The sequence below is a fragment of the Pedobacter nototheniae genome (assembly GCF_004335085.1).
Taxonomy (GTDB): Bacteria; Bacteroidota; Bacteroidia; order Sphingobacteriales; family Sphingobacteriaceae; genus Pedobacter; species Pedobacter nototheniae.
Genome location: NZ_RQRS01000002.1, coordinates 354,669 through 373,615 on the forward strand (window position 1 = coordinate 354,669; position 18,947 = coordinate 373,615).

An 18,947-nucleotide genomic window follows, 5' to 3' on the forward strand; every position below is an offset into this window, starting at 1 on the left:
TTTCTAATCCAAAGTAAGGCCGATTTCCTTCAATAATATTGCGGCATTAAAGGTTTTACAAGGACCCTGTTTCAGTTTATAATCAAATTTCATTTCTCCATCCATAATTTGAATATCGAAGTGAAAATTCCTTAAAGTATCCTGATGTTTCTCTTTTAAATCGGCTAATTGTAAATCATGAGTTGCAAAAAGTGCAGGTGTTTTTTCAGCAATTAATTTCTCTACAAAAACTTTAGATCCGAGGTATTTGTCACGGCTATTCGTTCCACGTAACATCTCATCAATTAAAACGAAGGTACTTTTATCCTTTACAATATTATCCAAAATCATTTTAAGTCGGTTTAATTCAGCTTTAAAAGTAGAGGTACTTTCATTTAAAGAATCAATAATCCGCATGTAGGTATTAATAACAAAAACAGATAAAGTCATTTGTTCGGCACAAACTGGAGCGCCAGAATAAGCAAGAACCATGTTAATGCCTAGCGTACGAAGAAAAGTACTTTTCCCAGCCATATTAGAGCCCGTTACAATATCAACTGTTGGTTGTGCTTCTAAATTAAAATCATTTGTTACCCGTAATTTTTCGGCAATTAGTGGGTGTCCAATCGCTTTTCCCTCTAATTTAAAATCATCACTAATTACTGGAAACACCCAGCTAGGTTGATTATATGTAAGTGTAGCCACAGAAATCAGTTCTTCAAAATCTCCAATTCTATTTAGTGCCGCAATTACATCCTCTGATGCATTTTGATGCCAACGATCGAGATTGATGCAACACCTTAAATCCCACATTAAAAGTGCGTTTAAAATACCACCGACTAAAATATTAAGACGAGCATCAAAGTTTTTTATAATAACCGAAAGATCTTTTATCCTTTTACTCACCTGAACTTTAGATGTAAATAGATTTAAGATATAAGGGCTTTTCCAGTTTTGATTTTCTGTCCAATGAATGGCTAATGCATAATCATTTAAAAGATTAAACCCACCACCAAAACAATAAAATACTTTTGTAACCTTTGAGTTTATTAAAATATTCCAAGCTGTATTAATAAAAAAAAATGCAACCAGAAATTTCCATGCAGAGCCATTCAAAAATAAGCCAAGCAAAATCAAAGAAATAGAAATATAAGGCGCTAGTAATACATAAAATTTTAGAAGTTTAGAACGGGTAAAAGCCAATTGTTCACCAAGTTGGTTTTTAAGTTGAAGCTTAATTTTTTCTATCTTTTCAATATCATGCCCGTGCAAATTGGCTCTAAAATTAAAGGTTTCTTCAATTTTAGTAACCAGTTCTTTAATAGCTTCTTGTCTTTGTAAAATAACACTTACAGCATTTGCTGCAGATAAATTATTGACTAATAAAGCAATACCATTTTTGCTGTAGCAACGGTTTATTTTAGCAAATAAAGATGATCTACCAAAAATATCCAGATCAGAAGTATAAGTGTGCATTTCAGATTCGAAAGCCACACCATGATCGTAACCATTTTCAAAATCGTTCATTAAGTTACTTTCGTTTTGGTAAACCCACAAAAGTTGTTTCAGGTAATCTATCTTACGATCTAAAGCGCTTTGTTTTCTAACAATAATTATAAAACCAGCTACTGGCAAAACCAAAGCAAAATAAATCATCACCCGCCAATTATCATCGGCAGAGCTTACTAACAATACAAAGAAAAGTATTTCTAAAAAAAATAAACCAATGCGCATAAACGACAATTGATCTATTCTTTTTTTAGTTTGATTAATTTCGTCAGTTAAATCAGTGATTTTCTGGCTGTAGCTTGATAATATTTCTTGTTGCGTTTTTAACATTATATTTGGAGTCTCAAAAACGATAAATATAGGTAAAATATTAAATGAAGATTACGCTGATTGCAATAGGTAAAACCGAGGATAAGTATTTAATTGAGGGCATTGATAAATACATCAATCGCCTAAAACATTATATTAACTTTAACTTTTTGGCTATACCAGATGTAAAAAATGTTAAAAATTTAAGTGAGGCACAACAGAAAACCAAAGAAGCAGAACTGTTGCACAAACAAATTACCAACGGTGATGTTGTAATTTTATTAGATGAAAAGGGGAAGAAATATACTTCAGTTGCTTTTTCAGCGTATTTAAATAAACAAATGGTTGGCAGTGTGCAACACCTTATATTTATAATTGGTGGGCCTTATGGCTTTGATGAAAGCATTTATAAAAGAGCAAATGGCTTAATCTCACTTTCTGACATGACATTTTCTCACCAAATGATTCGTTTATTTTTTGTTGAGCAGCTATACCGAGGATTTAGCATTTTAAAAGGTGAGCCATATCACCATGCCTAAAAGAGAAAAAACCTCTTTAAATATGGAATTAACCAGATTAAATCATCATTATAAAAAAAGGAAATTATGTTACTAGATAAATATAAACGGAACTATAGATTTAAAAGTAACCAGAAAGGAAATGATAAATACCTTTGGATAAGCCTAATCGCATCAGCAATAATTGTAATTGCGATTTATTATTTCTCTTAGAAGTATCTGTGCGATTTAATATGCTTTTAAAAGATCTCCTGCAAACATTTTTAAACTATAATCGTCACCCTTAATTTATTTCAGGGTCTATTATGGCAGGAAAGATGCTGAAACAAGTTCAGCAGGACGATCGACTCAGCTAGTGAAGCTAAAATTGGCCAATATGAATAAATATTAATTGAACTCAGGTTATTAAGAAGTCCACCTCCAGTCAAATTATAAAATATTGAACATAAAAAAACACCGTACAAATTGCACGGTGTTTTTTTGTTTTATATTGAAAAAGCTTAAACGCCTTTTTTACTCGTCATGCTTGCTTTTTTTGCAGGTGCCGAAGTTTTAGTAGTTGCTTTAGCACTTGCTGTTTTTGCGCCTGTATTTTTTTGCTTTTTATCTTCCGCAGCTTTTTCTTCTGATAATTTAACCTCTGCAGGTGTACCCGGAGTATCAGGAGTATCTTCAGTGAACAAAGGCAAATCCTTAATTAAGTTATACCAAGTAATAATTTTTTTCATATCTGAAGCATAAACTTTCTCTTCATCATGTCCTGGCGCTACCTCGTTAAAAAAAGCACGTAAGGTAGCAGTATCAGCTTTAGCATCAGGCGTAGTTCCTTTTGCAGAAATTTTAGTAAAAATATCTACTAATTTAATTTCTTCTTCTTCACCATACACTGTAATATCTTCTAAAGAAGCCAATTTTGTGTTTGTGATATTAGCTACAATTTTAACTTTTTGAGCATCTAAGCTCTCTAAAATGTAACCAACTTTATTTTGTCCCACAAGTTTAAATAAACCTGGTCTGCCAGATACGGCAACAATTCCTCTTAAGTTCATATATAATAAGTTTGGCGTAAAAATTTGCCTAGAGGGATAAAACACTCAAGGCAAATCGCTTTACGAAATTAATCTTCTAATACTTCGATTGCTAAAATTTTGTCGCCTTGACGGATATCATCAACAACGTCTACGTTTTCAATCACTTTACCAAAGCAAGTATGGTTACGATCTAAATGTGCTGTATTGGTTCTGCTGTGGCAGATAAAAAACTGTGAACCGCCAGTGTTACGACCAGCATGAGCCATTGATAAAACACCACGATCGTGATATTGATTTTCGCCATCTAATTCACAATCGATTTTATAACCTGGGCCACCAGTACCTGCTAAGTGTGCTTTAGCTGGATCTTTTGAGTTAGGGCAACCACCTTGAACCATAAAGTTAGGAATTACACGGTGGAAAGCTATTCCATCATAAAAGCCTTCCTTAGCTAATTTTTTAAAGTTTGCAATTGCTTTTGGCGCATCATTTTCGTAGAATTCTACGGTCATATCGCCTTTTTCTGTTTTTATTATAGCTTTACTCATATCAATTTTTAAATATTAATTATTCCCGTTGGAACAATTTATTTTACACATAAAAGGCAAAAATAACAAAATTGTATAACTTATAACATCATTAAATTTTTCTAAACAGTTTAAATGCGGTATTTTAGTATTTTAAGTGATTAAGGTTTTGAGAAAAAAATATTATATCCTGCTTACGCTTCTCCTATGCAGCTTTTTAGTTAAAGCATCTTCTATTTTAATTTATATGGATGAAGGCCAGAAAAACCACTTAAAGGCTTACGGCATAGCTTACTGGACAATTAGCAAACAAGTTGAAGTAGATTGGCTTTTAAATTATCGTGGCGGAAGTTTTTTAATCAAATACAATAAGACGGTTGAAGATGAATGTAAAATAAGAGGCGTATCTTATGAAGTAGTTGCTGATGGAAAGGTTATTAACCTATTAAACGAAATCAGCGATCCATCTGTAAACATGGAAATGGTGAAACTGGAAAAGACACCTAAAATTGCCGTTTACTCTCCAAAAAGCAAATTGCCCTGGGATGATGCCGTTACCCTTGTGCTTACCTATGCAGAAATACCTTACGATGTGATTTACGATGACGATATTTTACAGGATAAGTTAAGTAAATATGATTGGTTACATCTTCATCATGAGGATTTCACTGGTCAATATGGGCGCTTTTGGTCAGCTTTTAGATATGCTAACTGGTATCAGGAAGATGTAAAAAACCAGGAAAGTATGGCTAAAAGATTAGGTTACAAAAAAGTTTCTGAAATGAAGCTAGCTGTTGCCAAACATATTAAAGAATATTGTGCAGGTGGCGGTTTTTTATTCGCGATGTGCTCTGGAACAGATAGTTTTGATATTGCATTGGCTGCAGAAGGTGTAGATATTTGTGCGGCCATGTTTGATGGTGATCCAGCAGATCCAAATGCTCAATCTAAACTTGATTTTAGTAAAACACTTGCTTTTCAAAACTTCAAGCTAGATAATAACCCCATGAATTATGAGTTTTCTGATATTGATGCTACTCAAACCAGAGGACTTAATGAAGGCAATGACTATTTTACATTATTTGATTTTTCTGCCAAGTGGGATTTAGTTCCAACTATGCTTACACAAGATCATGATAAAGTGATAAAAGGCTTTATGGGACAAACTACTGCCTTTAAAAAGAATCTTGTTAAAACCAGTGTTACCGTTTTAGGCGAAAATAAAGGAGCGGCAGAAGTGAGGTATCTCCATGGTGAAATTGGAAAGGGACAATTTACTTTTTACGGTGGTCATGATCCAGAAGATTATCAGCATGCAGTTGGCGATCCTCCTACGGATTTAAGCTTGCACCCCAATTCTCCAGGTTATCGTTTAATATTAAATAATGTACTTTTTCCTGCTGCAAAAAAGAAACCGCAGAAAACATAGAAACTGTTTAAATTTCACTAAATATTTTACTCCGTCACCCTGAATTTAGTTCAGGGTCTTTTAAGATAGATTCTGAAACAAGTTCAGAATGACGATCATTTTTTTAAACAAAATTTAAACAGTTTCTAACTCAATCATCACTGATTTATAATAAAATTATGCTTTGTTTTGAGTTCAATACATGGCATTATTCCTATTATGTATACAAAATAAAACACTTCTTCAATTTAACATATCATTAACATCATAAGTTAAAACAACACCAAGAAGATGCTGTAGAACAGCATTTTACAAAAAATAATCGTAACACAAATAATACTTTGGCACACCTTTTGGAAGTGGCTCATAATTAACAAAACCCGGGTTGAAAATAAACCGAGTTTTTTAAATAGAACATTTACAAAGAAAATATTATGAAAAAGTTACTAATTGGTGCGAGCGTATTATTATTATCAACTGGTGCATTTGCACAAACAAAAATGACTGGCGAAACGGCTAGATTTGGATTAAAAGCTGGAGTTAACCTTTCGAAATTCCATGCAAGTGGTAATGGAGCTGATGCTTTTAATGACAATGTTAAAAACAATGTTGGCTTTAATGTAACAGCTTATGGTGATTTTGGTGTTGGAAATAACTTCTTTATCCAGCCAGGAATTTCGTTACAAAATAAAGGTGCAAAATTTGAAACCACAACAACTGTTGGCAACGTTGTTACAACGGCATCTACAAAAGCTAACTTAATGGCTATTGAAGTTCCAATTAATGCAGTGTTCCGTATTCCTACTGGCGATGCTGGCGCAATTCAGATTAGTGCAGGACCTTACATTGGTTTCAACATCTCTGGTAAAGATAAAAATGAAATAACTACTACTGGAAGCAATAATGCAGGTAGCACTTCTACTGAAAATGATTTGAAATTTGGTAGTTCAAACGACAAAGATTACAGCAGTACTGATTTTGGTGCAAACTTTGGATTAGCTTACCGTTTAAACTCTGGTTTTACCGTTGGTGCTAATTATGGTTTAGGTTTCTCTAACTTGGTTCCAAAAGATAGAAGAGTTAATGATAACAAATTAACTAACCGTGTTTTAGGTTTCTCAGTTGGTTATTCATTCTAATCATAACCAGCCAAAAAATAAAAAAGTCCCGATTCACATCGGGACTTTTTTTATGCTGTAAATTTTGTTAATCGTAGAAATTCCAGGTCACGCCAAACTTTAATAAGGCATCTTGCATTGGGTAACGTTTAACGGTATAATATCCTGGGCTAAATAATCCTTGATTTATATAATCGTATTTAACGAAAAGGTTGGCACGTTTTAAGTTGGCTTTGAAAAACACATCTACCACTGGAGTAGATTTCATAATGGTATTATCACGTATATAAAACTGTGCCGTTGCTGGCGAATATGAATAATTTGCATATTCTGTATTATACCTTACATCAAAACCAAAATTGGCTTTTAACACCTTAAAAAATGTTTGATCGAAGTAAAAACTATTGCATGTATAAAAATCTGGTGTTCTTAATACATCCTTATTATCTGTTTTTTGGTAAGCAAGATAATTTTCCATTACGAACTTCCCAAATCTCCATTTTTTAGAAATATCTAATCTTATTAAACTAATATCACCAGTTTCTTGAATGGGTACAATGGTATTATTTCCAAGCACTCCGAAGTAAAGGTAATTACTGGTTAAAAAATACTTCGCCCCTGCATCAATGCCTAGCTTATCATTTAAGTAATTGAAAGATAAATTGGCAACTTTAGTATTTTTAAAACTGTTATCCCATTTGTAATGGTTTCCGCTGTAATGGGTAAAAAGTTCTGATGGGGATTGATTTTGCAAATATGCACCTAAAACAATTCTACCGATAGACTTACTCAATAATACATTACTTTTTGCTTCGTAAAGGAAATCACCTGCGTTTCTACCCTGCACTATTTGTTGCACATCTAAATTAAGATCGATATTGGCCGTAAATCTATAACCCAAATTACCTAGTACAGTAATGTTTTGGAAAGCGAAATCACTATTTTCATATAGCGTATTATTACTTCTTATGCCTAAAGATTTATATTGATAATATTCATGCCTTATTCCGGCATCAAGTTTAAGCTCATTCTTAATTACTGATGAATTTTTAGCACGTAAAAAGAAGCTATAAAGAAATTCATTTTTAACCCTCACAACATGTGTTGAATCATTAGTGTAAGTGGCTGCATCAGCTAAATTGCCTTCACGATTTAAGGCTGTAGGTAAAGCTACGTGATTATCTGCCTCGTTTTTAGTAAAATTATAACCATTGCTGTTATACTCAAAAGTATAGGTTACCTTATTGGTTGGCAAAACAGAATTATTAGTTGTTAAAGAAGAATCTATCCGTCCTACGTAATACGTTTGCTTTAAAAACAAAGTGTTTTTTCGATATAAATTTCTGGCTGTTCTTAAATTAACCTGCTCTGCATCTCTACTGATTTTGGAGTAATTAGGAGAAAAGATGGTGTCTTGTGCAACCGATCCATTTTCATAAGCACGCATGGTATTAAATATAGCCGATGCCCATAAATTATACCTTTTATTAGGTGATTGATACCAGCTAAAAATAGCAACATTTAAATTATCGCCACGCTGTCTGGCATAAAAACCTCTTGAATCGCCACGATTGAAATTTACACCTGCATTCCAATTCTTTTTCAGGTTTTGGGAATGTATGGCTTTAAAAAGCTGCTCTTTTTGTCCTGCACTTATTAAATATAAACTAGTAAAGGGTGCTCTTGCCTGGTAATAAATAATATCTTCGGGTGTTAAGGCGTAATAATCCAAAGAATGATAGCCTTCATCAAAACCAATTCTCTTACTAGGCTCATACAATAACGGTCTTGCTGCCAAACCCATATTACCATTATTTATAGTAGGATGTTTTGGCTGCAATAAAGGGCTGTAGTTTTGAATATTTACTGTAGACGTATCTAAGGGCAACAATATTATACTATCCTTTGCAAGCGCTAGTTTAGTAAAACGAATAAACTTAGCCGTATAAATAACGGTATCTTTATTACCATCTAATTTTTTACGGATAGAATCTGCTTCTTTGTTATTACCAATATTTGTTTTCAAATCTTGTGCAAACGCAGTATTAAGCCCGGCACAGAGTAAAATAAAAAAACAAATTTTTAACAGTCGCCCCATCTTATAATTCAGAAATTAAGCGGGTTAAAATTTCGGTCATTTTAGGTTCTGCCTTGGCCGCAGCTTCTAAAATTTCTTCCAGGTTAAAAGGTTTTAAATCTTCAGGGAAACCTTCATCTGTTAATACTGAGATAGCAAAAACGGGCAAACCAGCATGGTTAGCCACAATAACTTCGGGCACGGTACTCATTCCAACGGCATCAGCACCAATTAAACGTAAGTATTTATATTCTGCTTTGGTTTCTAAATTAGGTCCTGAAACAGCTACATACACTCCTTTATGGCATTTTATATCAACCGTTTTTGCAATTTCAATTGCTTTAGAAATGATAGAACGTTTGTATGGCTCACTCATATCAGGAAAACGCGGTCCTAATTCACTTTCTATCAAACCTCTCAATGGGTTATCGGGCTGCAAATTAATATGATCTTCAATAATCATTAAATCACCCTTTTTAAAATCAGGATTTATGGAGCCTGCAGCGTTAGAAACAATTAAATTTTCTATGCCTAAACCTTTCATTACCCTTACCGGAAAGGTAATTTGTTGCATGCTATAGCCTTCATAATAATGTAAACGACCTTGCATGGCAACTATTTTTTTTCCATTAAGTGTTCCAAGTATCAGCTTGCCACTATGAAACTCCAATGTAGAAATTGGAAAGTTAGGGATATTAGAGTACATCAATTGATGCTCAATTTCTATTTCTTTAACTAAACCGCCTAAACCAGTACCTAAAATAATGCCTATTTCTGGTTTAAAGTTTTCAGTTTTACGTTTTATATATTCAACGGTTTCTTCTATTGCTCTTAACATAGTTTAAAATAAGTGCATCAAAGTTAATTTTATCTTCTTCAAATAAATCAACTTCAATGGGTAAATAATATGCTGGTAAATTTACCAGTAAATCTTCAAATCCGGTAGCTTTTAAACGTTGACTATCCTTTTCTGTTGTGATGATTATTTTTTCTTTTTTGTTGCCGGATTCAAAATCTGTTTTCAATCTTTTTATATCATCTAAACTAAATGCATAATGATCTGCATAGCGATGATGGTGGATTGAATCTGTATATTTTTTCAACTCTTGTATTAATGGTTCTGGATTTGCAATTCCAGTTAAGAGATAAATATCAGCATTTTTAACCGAATCCAAATTACGTTTTTCATTCTTATACAATGCATTTAAATCGCTATACTTTAAATAAGAATGTAGTACCGGCTGATTGGCATTTGGCTGCAATTCATTTATCGAAGCTTGTTGATCTACATGTAACAGGGGTACCGGCGATTTGGTTACCAACAATACATCTGCTCTTTTACGTGAAGAAAAAACATCTCGTAAGTTTCCGGCAGGTAATAAAAATTGAAAATTGCCCAACTTACTAAACTCGAAAAGCAAAATATTAAGGCCTGCAGTTACCTTTCTGTGTTGAAAGGCATCATCCAAAATAATTACATCATGGTTATTCTTTAATTGATTAATTCCATTTACCCGATCTTCGCACACGGCAACAGTAACATGCTTAAATTTCTTATAATATTGTAATGGTTCATCACCAATACGCTCGGCAGTTGCACCGTCATCGGCAAGGATAAAGCCTTTAGTTTTTCTACCATAACCGCGACTTAAAATGGCAACCTTTTCTTCGCTCAGTAAACGAACAAGATATTCTGTTGTGGGTGTTTTGCCCGAACCTCCTACAGCAAGATTGCCCACGCAAATAACAGGAAGATCAAATTTTGTTGAGGAGATAATTTTCCAGTCGTAAAGTTTCTTTCTAAGGATGATAGCCATACCGTAGAGAATTGAAAATGGAAAAAGTAAAAGGCGTAAATATTTAACTAGCATACGGTGTTTCAAAAATACAGATTATTTAAAAAAGAAAGGCATCGCTCGATGGATACCTTATAATTGAACCTTGAAACAATGAAAATGGTTTGGGCAGTATTTCGGATTTCTTTTACCTATAACAGCAAAATTTCAATTTGAGTTAAACTCATTTCTTTCTTAATATTCTAATAAGCTCAATCCGCATCAAAAAACCTCTGCTAAGTTTGTTCTTAGCAGGGGTTTTAAATTAAAGTGTACTTTAAAAAGTTTTCAAAACTGTTATGCGGGGAGCACCTCGGTTGGTTCATTATCTGGTATGTGATTTCGTTTTGCCAACAAATCAGAATTCTAATTTGATTATTGTGTGTAAAATTGGTATTAAATATTATGTATGGTTCAGGCATTAGGTAAGGTAATTTGCTAACACAACTACTTATCTCCAGATCAACAATCCGAATAACGCTACTGAATTAATTTTGAAACATAGATCCTTAATAGGCACAGTGTTTCTTTTTAAATAATCTTGTTGTTTTTTAATAGCAAATGGGCGCTGCTATCTTTTATTAAGCTAAGTTATATCCTAGGGGGAGATTAATTTTAAATGTAAGAATTTAATTCATAACACAGCGAAATATTACGATTATGAAAGTTGTTATAGCAAAACTGCTTAATCTACTAACAAATCCAAACTACTGTTTCTTCGTAAAGCTCTCAATCGGCATGGTCAATTATTCGGGAAGCACTGCGTAAGCCCACCCACTGCCTTAAACAGAAAAATTGCAAGCCGACAATTTTTGGTTCTTTTTGTTGTCAAAAAGAATAAGGCCACCGCGGCAGCGGAAAATGAAGATTTGTCTTGCCAGACAGGCGTCGTACCTTTTTCTTAACAAAAAGGTACCCAAAAGTCAAGGCTTGCATCCTTTCTTGAATAGCAACATTATAATTCTTAAAGCAGTAATACGAGGCTTAGCCCAAAACACAATCCCTACGCCCGCTTCATATTCCTTTGGTTATTCGTAAAACGGAATTAAGTACAAGAATTATAATAAGCTATCCTGCGAAATGCTGCTATGCCTGGGCGTAATCGGAAAAGATAAAATATAATTGAAAGTTAGTTTAGCGATCGACTAACCAATTAACAAGTCCAAACCACTTTCTTCGTTCACCTCTCAATCGGCATGGTCAATTATTCGGGAAGTACAAGCAAAGCCTACTCATTGCCTTAAAAAGATAATTGCGAATCGTTAAACTGCTTCTTTGCTTGCAGAAAAAAGAGAATACTTCCTGGTAGATGAAAGCATTGTTTATGTTTACTAGCGATAAAGATTGCTTCGTACCTCGCAATGACGGTTCCTATATACTGGATTCCTTCTTTGTACCCCTACAATACCTTCCCGACGACTGGATTCTCTCCAGCGGAGCTTCAGATGAACTCCCGATAATCGCATTTTCCAAAATACTTAACAAAAGGTTCCCAAAAGTCAAGACTGACTATTCATCTAAATATGGTAGCCAACGCCCATGGTTATACCAAACGTTTGATTATAGCGAGCAACCTGTCCCTCAACTATTTTCTTTTGCTGATCGGTTATTGATTGATAATAGCGAGCCTTTATTGATCCCGAAAGCTTTTTTAGTATTTCATAATTTAATTCAATCTTACCAGTCCATCCAAATTCTGATCGGTTATCTTTTGATGGATCAAACTGATATACATATTTAAAACTTTGCAGTTTAAATACCTCATTACCTTCAGCATCATTAGATAATTCAAATACATTGGGTATAATTCCTTTTAATGTGCTACTTAACCAATAGGCATAATAAGCGCCTAATGATGCTGAAGTATAAAGCCTTTTAACAATTTTAACATGATATTTGATGTTAAAAGGGAGTTGTAGATAGGTATTATTATTTTGCTGATAGATGCCATTCTGATTTTTGATTAAATAATTTTTTTGAATAATCCCTGGAGAACTCTCCAAACTAAACTGCTTATTTAACCCGTAATCTACATTAATACTAGCCATATAACCCTGGTTATTTTCCAGCTTAAGTTTCCCATTGTTCATTTTATAATCTAGTTTGTTGTAGCTTACACCTGCATCAGCACCAATAATAATCTGAGCATTTACTTTACAAATGCTACAAATAAAGCATATGAAGTAACATATTTTTTTTATTTTCATTTAGAAGTTGATGAATACCATTATAAACGGTAAAAAGAAAAGACAACTTTAAGATCATAAAAAACGCAAACTTTTTATATGACAAAAAGTTTATAGTTGTTATAGTGCCTGAAACTAAAAACGTGTCCTATTTGTAACTCTTTACACACACCTAGTACAACCTCCAACATACATTATAAATACTCATGAGAATTATGAGCTAGTAGATGGCATGGACCGGCTAAAATACTAGGCATCTTATATTAAATTGCATGCCATAAGGAACCAATAACTAGAAACCTTAAACTCATCAATTTAGGATTTCTAGATATAGAAATATTTTTATATCAAATTCTTATGCTTTGTTTTCAATTTCCACAAATAACAAAAATTTAGTTTAAATTCCTTAACTTATTCGATAAATACAAAGAAATTATCCAGCAGATTATGAAAGGTATTAGCAACAGAAAAATAATACCAGATATAATTGAAAAACTTAGTATAAAAATGAATGGAGCAATATAAAGTAGAATTTTAAAATTCTTTTTCTTAATATAAAACGGCAATAACACGATTAGTATGTGGCTGAGCAGTATAAATATCGATAGCATTCCATATCCGATTCTTCGACCAGTTAAAAATGGTTGAAACAACCCTAATTCAAATTGGTATAAAAATATCCACCCCTTAACATATGCCCCTGTGAATAAACTAAAAAAGATCATTAGACACAAGGTTATTATAAGTTTTATGCTCATAATTTTTTAATTATAAGATCCTCTTCCTGTTGCCCCGTGTCCACTATTTTTGTTTGCATTTGGTTTATCCCTCAAAGCTTGCCCATGTCGCCTGATGTATTATGTAACACTCCCTTCGAAACACAACTTAGGCCAGCTCCACCAGCATTCATTCATCTCAAGGCTGCATCTGTACAATTATAGTTAAGCAGGTCGTACTGCGTCTCTACTAAGTCCCGATTAACAGCATTAAGTGCGGCTTTGAATTCATCTTTTGTTACAGTTATTGTATAGCTATCATCAAAGACATGTGGCTATTATCTTTATTAAAACTTTAGAGTCTGCGTGACTTCCATGAGTATCTGGATAAAAGCCTATTGTCTGTCTTACATTTGTACCATCTGTATTATTTTTTTCAAAAGTATGGTCTAAATAGAAAAATCGCCAATGTGAATTGATGTCTATTTATAACAAGTTAAAAGTTAAAAAATACCAATAACCACCTTGATTTATTATCATCCAAGCCATTAACTTATGTGTTCTAGGTTCAAAAAGAAGCAGCCCCATAGGAATGTCTGGTGTAGCCTTATTGTAATATGTCAATATAAAAGGAAGTAACTTATGTAACTCTCCATCTTTTCCAAAATGTTTAAAATAAGTTGAATCATTTATAAAGAACCTTGTTGGTACAACAACTAAATTTTTGATACCAACTGAATCTACAAGATGTAACATCTTAGGGAACATTCTATCAAAAAGAATTTTTCGCTCATTCACTCTAGTTTTTGAGCTATCGGCAAGAATATTATCAAAATATACAAATTTTTCAAACACAGAATCTCTAAGAGTAGAACTATAGGCTCGATTATCAAAATATTCAAATAAGGACCTAGCATTTTGAATGTACTTTTTCTCATCTTCTGTTAGATCATTCGTTTGTGCAAAACAAACTATTGTTAAACAAGAAAATAAACAGAAGGTAAATAGTTTTTTTGTTTTCATATTTTTTTGTATTTCACAACAGCAATAATCCAAACAATAATAAATGGAAATAGAAGGATCAGAAAACCAATATTTAAAATACAAAATGCACAAATAAAAATAATTGGGGCAAGGACTAATGCTTTATTGAAATACGTCTTATTAGTTATGAAAGGTAATATAAATATGATCGTATGAGAAAAAACAAGAACTCCCCAAGCCAGTATATTTTTTATTGATTCATGTTTTAACATTTTTACAGGAAATTCGTAAAACTCAAATCCAAACAGAAACCCCCATTGTTTTATTTTAATCCCCATAAACAGGCTGCTAATAATCATTAGAACCAAAAGCAATTTTATTCCTTTCATATTCATATTAAATTAATTACAAGGGCCCTTGCTCGTAGGAGCTTCTCCACCTGCTTTATCCGATGTAGGATAGTTATTCCTAAGTTCTTGTCCAAAGTCTCCTGGAGTATTATTAAATACACCTCTTGACACACTGGGAAGAGCAGAGTCTGCAGCATTCATCCATTTTAATGCCGCATCTGTACAGTTGTAATTTAAAACGCTATAATTTGAAGTGCTAAAATCTTCTTTTATTTTTGCGAGGGCTGATGTAAACTCAATATTATTTACTTCCCTTGAATAACTAATATCGTATTCATGTCCACTATTATCCATAATATGTCCCTTAGTATAAATACCGGGGACTAATGGATCAGGGCTTGGGTAAAATCCCAAAATCTGCTGTACTTGTGTCCCATCCGTATTAACTTTTTGAAAACCGACAAAGGCATGCCCGACATCGAATTTTTCACCTGCTTGAACCAAGACTAAATTACTCGTTGGGCCGCTTACAGCGATAATATTCGATTGGAAATTTGTCCCTGCTATAGGCTGATCAACATATATCGTTAACTTATAATATGCCGCAGTCTTCCCATCATTAAAACAATCCAAATACTTATCTATATTTTCGATAGGCTTTTCTTTAATTTCTTGAATAATCGAATTTTCTATATCCTCAACAGTTAGGGCGTCTGGATCAAGCGTATTATTTCCATTTCCATCGCCAGTACCTCCCGGATCGTTAGGCCCATTAGGGGGGTCAGGGTACCAAATATCTGTACAGACAATTCTTTCATCGGAGTCCTCTAACGAATATACCTCCCCACAGAATCCTTGTGGCCAATTACAGGTTGGACTATAAATAATATTTACACTTCCACCACAGTAGCTGGGACTTAAAGAAGAAAATCTGCAGTTTACTACCACCGTGTTACATGAAGTTTCTACATAAGAAATAGAATTAGGACCTCTTAACCCTGATTTATTAACTGCTAGTAATCGTTTATTCTGATAAGATTGGCTTACCTTGCCATTCACATACTCGAGTAAAAAATTTTGTTTATTTTTAAGATTGGTGAGTAATAGATTACCAGTAAAGTTATCTATTGTAAAATCATCCTTGGCCTTTGTCGATGCTTCCGTAGTTTGTGGATAATAATAAAATGCTTTGAAGAAATCTTTTTCATTCTTTACCATTAAATAGGTTGCCGCGTTAATTTCATTTGCCTCTAATAATTTGTTATCCTTCTTTAGCCTAGGTATTAAGCGATAAAATACATATGAAACAGTATCATTTACTATTTGTGCATTAGGATGCTCCCAATCGGGAGTCCATATCATATCCTTTTTGACACTAGGTATGAATTTTTCATCCAAGTTAAGTAAATAAAATTGATCTTTTATTGCTTTCAATCTAGCTTTAAAATCTGGACCATCTTTCGAAAGAGTTGTTTTAGCATTATCTTTCAAATCTGCATTTGAACGCTCTTTCTTGCAAGAATTAAAACAAAGACAAATAATAAATAGTGACCAAGGAATGAGTAGAATTAATTTGTTTTTTTTCATAGGCTTTAGAATTACTTAAGTGTATTATTTTATAGCATGATGTGTAAACGAAGATAATTCCATAATATTAAGAAAACAATAATATTATATAAATATTTTTACCGATTTGCTTTAGATTTATTTAGATCAATCAAATAATTACATGCTGCAACCTATCCACGCACCAAAAAAGAATGAGGCTGCCATAATAGGCCCTCCAAGAGCTGCCCCTATTAGCGCGGCACCTGTATAGCCCTGTGAGCCGCATAATTCACCACCATTAATGTTTTTCATTTTGTTCAATTCTAACTTTTTCATGTTGTTTTAATTTAAATTGCTTTCCTACTCATTTAAGGTTTTTCAGATTACACCTATGCTGGCCAAAACATAAAACAAGTATTGCTTTAATTTTTTTAATTTTAAAAAAAATACACCAAACGGCAGTTTATAAGTACACAAATGTAAAACCTATAATACTTACAGTAAGCTCAATCGCATCAAAAAAACCTCTGCAAAGTTTATTCTTAGCAGAGGTTTTAAATTAAAGTGTACTTTAAAGGTTTGCAAAACTGTTATGCTGGGAGCACCAAGGTTGGTTCATTATCTGGTATGTGATTTCGTTTTGCCAACAAATCAGAAAAATATTTCCGAGCAGTATTATTTAAATCTAAAAGAGCGTTATAAAAAACATTATCCTCTGCAATGGCTAAAGCCAATACATACCTGCTATATGTATTATAATTATCCGTTAAGTTTTTACGAAGTGCTTTGGCATCGAAAACTACTTTTGTAGCTGTTATAGTACTGCGTTTAGAAAAAAGCTGGTTAAATAAGTCATTGGCTCCTTTTAGGCGATTAATATGATTATTTAAGCTTAAAATTTCGACCAAAGGAGCATAAGTTGCATTCTCTAAATCTGCCACTAAGTTGATAATGGCATTACTTTCTGCTTCATAATTGAGTTTTGGTAAAGCTTTATAAGTAGTAAACAAAAGGTTTAAACGGATATAAGCATCTATTTCTGTTTTATTGTTTGATAGTTCGAAAACCTTAAGCTGCCTTTTTAAAATAGCAAAAGCCAAATCTCGTTCCTCATCTAGGGCAATCAACTCTAAAGTTTCTGCCTGTGCCCTTACTTGTAACATCGATTGATCGTACAGAGATACATCTGCCTTTAGCTTTTCGGTATATACTGCAATGTGCTTGTCTGTACTTACATCAATCCCCATGGTGATTAAATCATCCAAGTTGCGTTTTACAAATTGCCCTAACTCTAATTGTGAAAGCTTGGTAAGCCTTAATTCATGTAATTTTTTCATTTAATTTTTAATTTGGTTATTGTGTGTAAAATTGGTGTTCAATATTATGTATGGTTCAGGCATTAGGTAATGTAATTTGCTAACGCAACTACTTATCTCCAGATCAACAATCCGAATAACGCTACTGAATTAATTTATGAAACATAGATCCTTAATAGGCACAGTGTTTCTTTTTAAATAATCTTGTTGTTTTTAATAGCAAATGGATGTTGCTATCTTTTGGTAAACTAAGGTTATACTAGGGGGAGATTAATTTTAAATGTAAGAAATTAAATTACATAATAACACACGTTGTATATTTTTTAATACTTTTTTAATAAGCACTAAAAAGTCTATCCAAACAATAAGTAAATAATTTAGATTTTTTGATTTCCCATTGGTTGCTTCATTGTTCGCAATAATCTTTCTCCGTGATTTCTCTGTTTCCGTGGTCAATTAAACGCTATGTTTCAACGGCTACCCATAACAAAACCAGAAGACCTTATTATCCTGAGCTTCGCGAGAAACCTAAACAAGTTATTGAAGAACCTTCCCGACGATCGGATTCCCTCCATTGCAGCCTCAGATAAGCTCCCGACGACCGGATTACTTCCATTGCAGCCTCAGATAAGCTCCCGACGGCTGGATTCCCTCCATCGCAGCCTCAGATAAGCTCCCGACGACTGGATTCCCTCCATCGCAGCCTCAGATAAGCTCCCGACGACCGGATTCCCTCCATTGCAGCCTCAGATAAGATCCCGACGACTGGATTCCCTCCATTGCAGCCTCAGATAAGATCCCGACGACTGCATTCCCTCCATTGCAGCCTCAGATAAGATCCCGACGACTGGATTCCCTCCATTGCAGCCTCAGATAAGCTCCCGACGACTGGATTCCCTCTGGAATTGCGCTTAAAACACTAACAAGTCCAAACCACTGTTTCTTCGTTAAGCTCCCAATCGGCATGGTCAATTATTCGGGAAGCACAATCTAATCCCACCCACTGCCTTAAACAGAAAAATTGCGAGCCGACAATTTTTGGTTCTTTTTGTTGTCAAAAAGAATAAAGCCCACGTGGCAGCGGAAAATGAAGATTTGTCTTGCCAGACGGGCGTCGTACCTTTTTCTTAACAAAAAGGTACCCAAAAGTCAAGGCTTGCATCTTTTCTTGCATAGCAACATTATAATTCCGACAGCAGTAATATGAGGCTTAGCCCAACACACAATCCTACGCTCGCTGCATATTCCTTTGGTTATTCGGATAATGAAAATAAATACAAGAATTATAATGAGCTATTCTACGAAATGCTGCTATGCCTGGGCGTAATCGGAAAGTTCAGTGATATAATTAAAGTCAGTTTAGCGATTGCGCTTAATCCACTAACAAGTCCAAACCACTGTTTCTTCGTTAAGCTCCCAATCGGCATGGTCAATTATTCGGGAAGCACAATCTAATCCCACCCACTGCCTTAAACAGAAAAATTGCGAGCCGACAATTTTTGGTTCTTTTTGTTGTCAAAAAGAATAAAGCCCCCG

The 18,947-nt window shown here is 33.8% G+C and carries 15 protein-coding genes; 3 read left to right on the top strand and 12 right to left on the bottom strand.

The features are described from left to right. Positions 1 to 3: 3 nt before the first annotated feature. The gene (locus EHC72_RS03445; RefSeq protein WP_131536119.1) at positions 4 to 1,818 is read right to left on the bottom strand and encodes a MutS-related protein; all 1,815 of its coding nucleotides are present in this window, start codon (positions 1,816 to 1,818) and stop codon (positions 4 to 6) included. 44 nt (positions 1,819 to 1,862) lie between these two features. Between EHC72_RS03445 and rlmH the strand changes: the two genes are divergently transcribed. Continuing rightward, positions 1,863 to 2,336, top strand: coding sequence for a 23S rRNA (pseudouridine(1915)-N(3))-methyltransferase RlmH (rlmH, locus tag EHC72_RS03450; RefSeq protein WP_131536121.1), 474 nt, complete (start codon positions 1,863 to 1,865; stop codon positions 2,334 to 2,336). Between the two features lie 479 nt (positions 2,337 to 2,815). Here rlmH and EHC72_RS03455 read toward each other — a convergent pair whose 3' ends face one another. Next, positions 2,816 to 3,364 carry a DUF5606 family protein gene (locus EHC72_RS03455; RefSeq protein ID WP_131536123.1) on the bottom strand — a complete coding sequence of 183 codons (549 nt, stop codon included), beginning with the start codon at positions 3,362 to 3,364 and terminating at the stop codon, positions 2,816 to 2,818. A gap of 68 nt (positions 3,365 to 3,432) precedes the next feature. Then, complete coding sequence (locus tag EHC72_RS03460; RefSeq protein WP_131536125.1) at positions 3,433 to 3,894, bottom strand: peptidylprolyl isomerase; 462 nt, start codon at positions 3,892 to 3,894, stop codon at positions 3,433 to 3,435. A gap of 226 nt (positions 3,895 to 4,120) precedes the next feature. Here EHC72_RS03460 and EHC72_RS03465 point away from each other — a divergent pair, with 226 nt between their 5' ends. Beyond that, a complete protein-coding gene (locus EHC72_RS03465) occupies positions 4,121 to 5,302 on the top strand; it encodes an asparagine synthetase B (RefSeq protein WP_131536173.1) in 1,182 nt (393 codons plus the stop codon). Positions 5,303 to 5,715: 413 nt separating this feature from the next. After that, a complete protein-coding gene (locus EHC72_RS03470; RefSeq protein ID WP_131536127.1) occupies positions 5,716 to 6,420 on the top strand; it encodes a porin family protein in 705 nt (234 codons plus the stop codon). 67 nt (positions 6,421 to 6,487) lie between these two features. On the opposite strand, the gene EHC72_RS03475 is transcribed toward EHC72_RS03470, so the two are convergent. From EHC72_RS03475 to EHC72_RS03510, 9 genes are all read right to left on the bottom strand, one after another. Then, positions 6,488 to 8,425, bottom strand: coding sequence for a putative porin (locus EHC72_RS03475; protein ID WP_246029364.1), 1,938 nt, complete (start codon positions 8,423 to 8,425; stop codon positions 6,488 to 6,490). A gap of 73 nt (positions 8,426 to 8,498) precedes the next feature. Next, positions 8,499 to 9,314: a purine-nucleoside phosphorylase gene (locus tag EHC72_RS03480; protein WP_131536131.1), complete on the bottom strand. Its 816-nt coding sequence runs from the start codon at positions 9,312 to 9,314 to the stop codon at positions 8,499 to 8,501. Then, the gene (lpxK, locus tag EHC72_RS03485; protein WP_131536133.1) at positions 9,286 to 10,347 is read right to left on the bottom strand and encodes a tetraacyldisaccharide 4'-kinase; all 1,062 of its coding nucleotides are present in this window, start codon (positions 10,345 to 10,347) and stop codon (positions 9,286 to 9,288) included. The genes EHC72_RS03480 and lpxK overlap by 29 nt, the downstream gene beginning before the upstream one ends. A 1,481-nt stretch (positions 10,348 to 11,828) precedes the next feature. Continuing rightward, on the bottom strand, positions 11,829 to 12,518 hold the full coding sequence (locus EHC72_RS03490; protein WP_131536134.1) for an outer membrane beta-barrel protein: 690 nt from the start codon (positions 12,516 to 12,518) through the stop codon (positions 11,829 to 11,831). Between the two features lie 1,181 nt (positions 12,519 to 13,699). Continuing rightward, entirely contained in the window at positions 13,700 to 14,236 is a 537-nt protein-coding gene (locus tag EHC72_RS03495) for a hypothetical protein (protein WP_131536136.1), read from the bottom strand. Next, the gene (locus tag EHC72_RS03500; RefSeq protein ID WP_131536138.1) at positions 14,233 to 14,586 is read right to left on the bottom strand and encodes a hypothetical protein; all 354 of its coding nucleotides are present in this window, start codon (positions 14,584 to 14,586) and stop codon (positions 14,233 to 14,235) included. The genes EHC72_RS03495 and EHC72_RS03500 overlap by 4 nt, the downstream gene beginning before the upstream one ends. 12 nt (positions 14,587 to 14,598) lie before the next feature. Beyond that, on the bottom strand, positions 14,599 to 16,134 hold the full coding sequence (locus tag EHC72_RS03505; protein WP_131536140.1) for a hypothetical protein: 1,536 nt from the start codon (positions 16,132 to 16,134) through the stop codon (positions 14,599 to 14,601). A 138-nt stretch (positions 16,135 to 16,272) separates the two neighbouring features. Next, entirely contained in the window at positions 16,273 to 16,431 is a 159-nt protein-coding gene (locus EHC72_RS22595; RefSeq protein WP_165585755.1) for a hypothetical protein, read from the bottom strand. Between the two features lie 254 nt (positions 16,432 to 16,685). Further along, positions 16,686 to 17,432 carry a DUF6261 family protein gene (locus tag EHC72_RS03510; protein ID WP_131536142.1) on the bottom strand — a complete coding sequence of 249 codons (747 nt, stop codon included), beginning with the start codon at positions 17,430 to 17,432 and terminating at the stop codon, positions 16,686 to 16,688. Positions 17,433 to 18,947 lie beyond the last annotated feature (1,515 nt).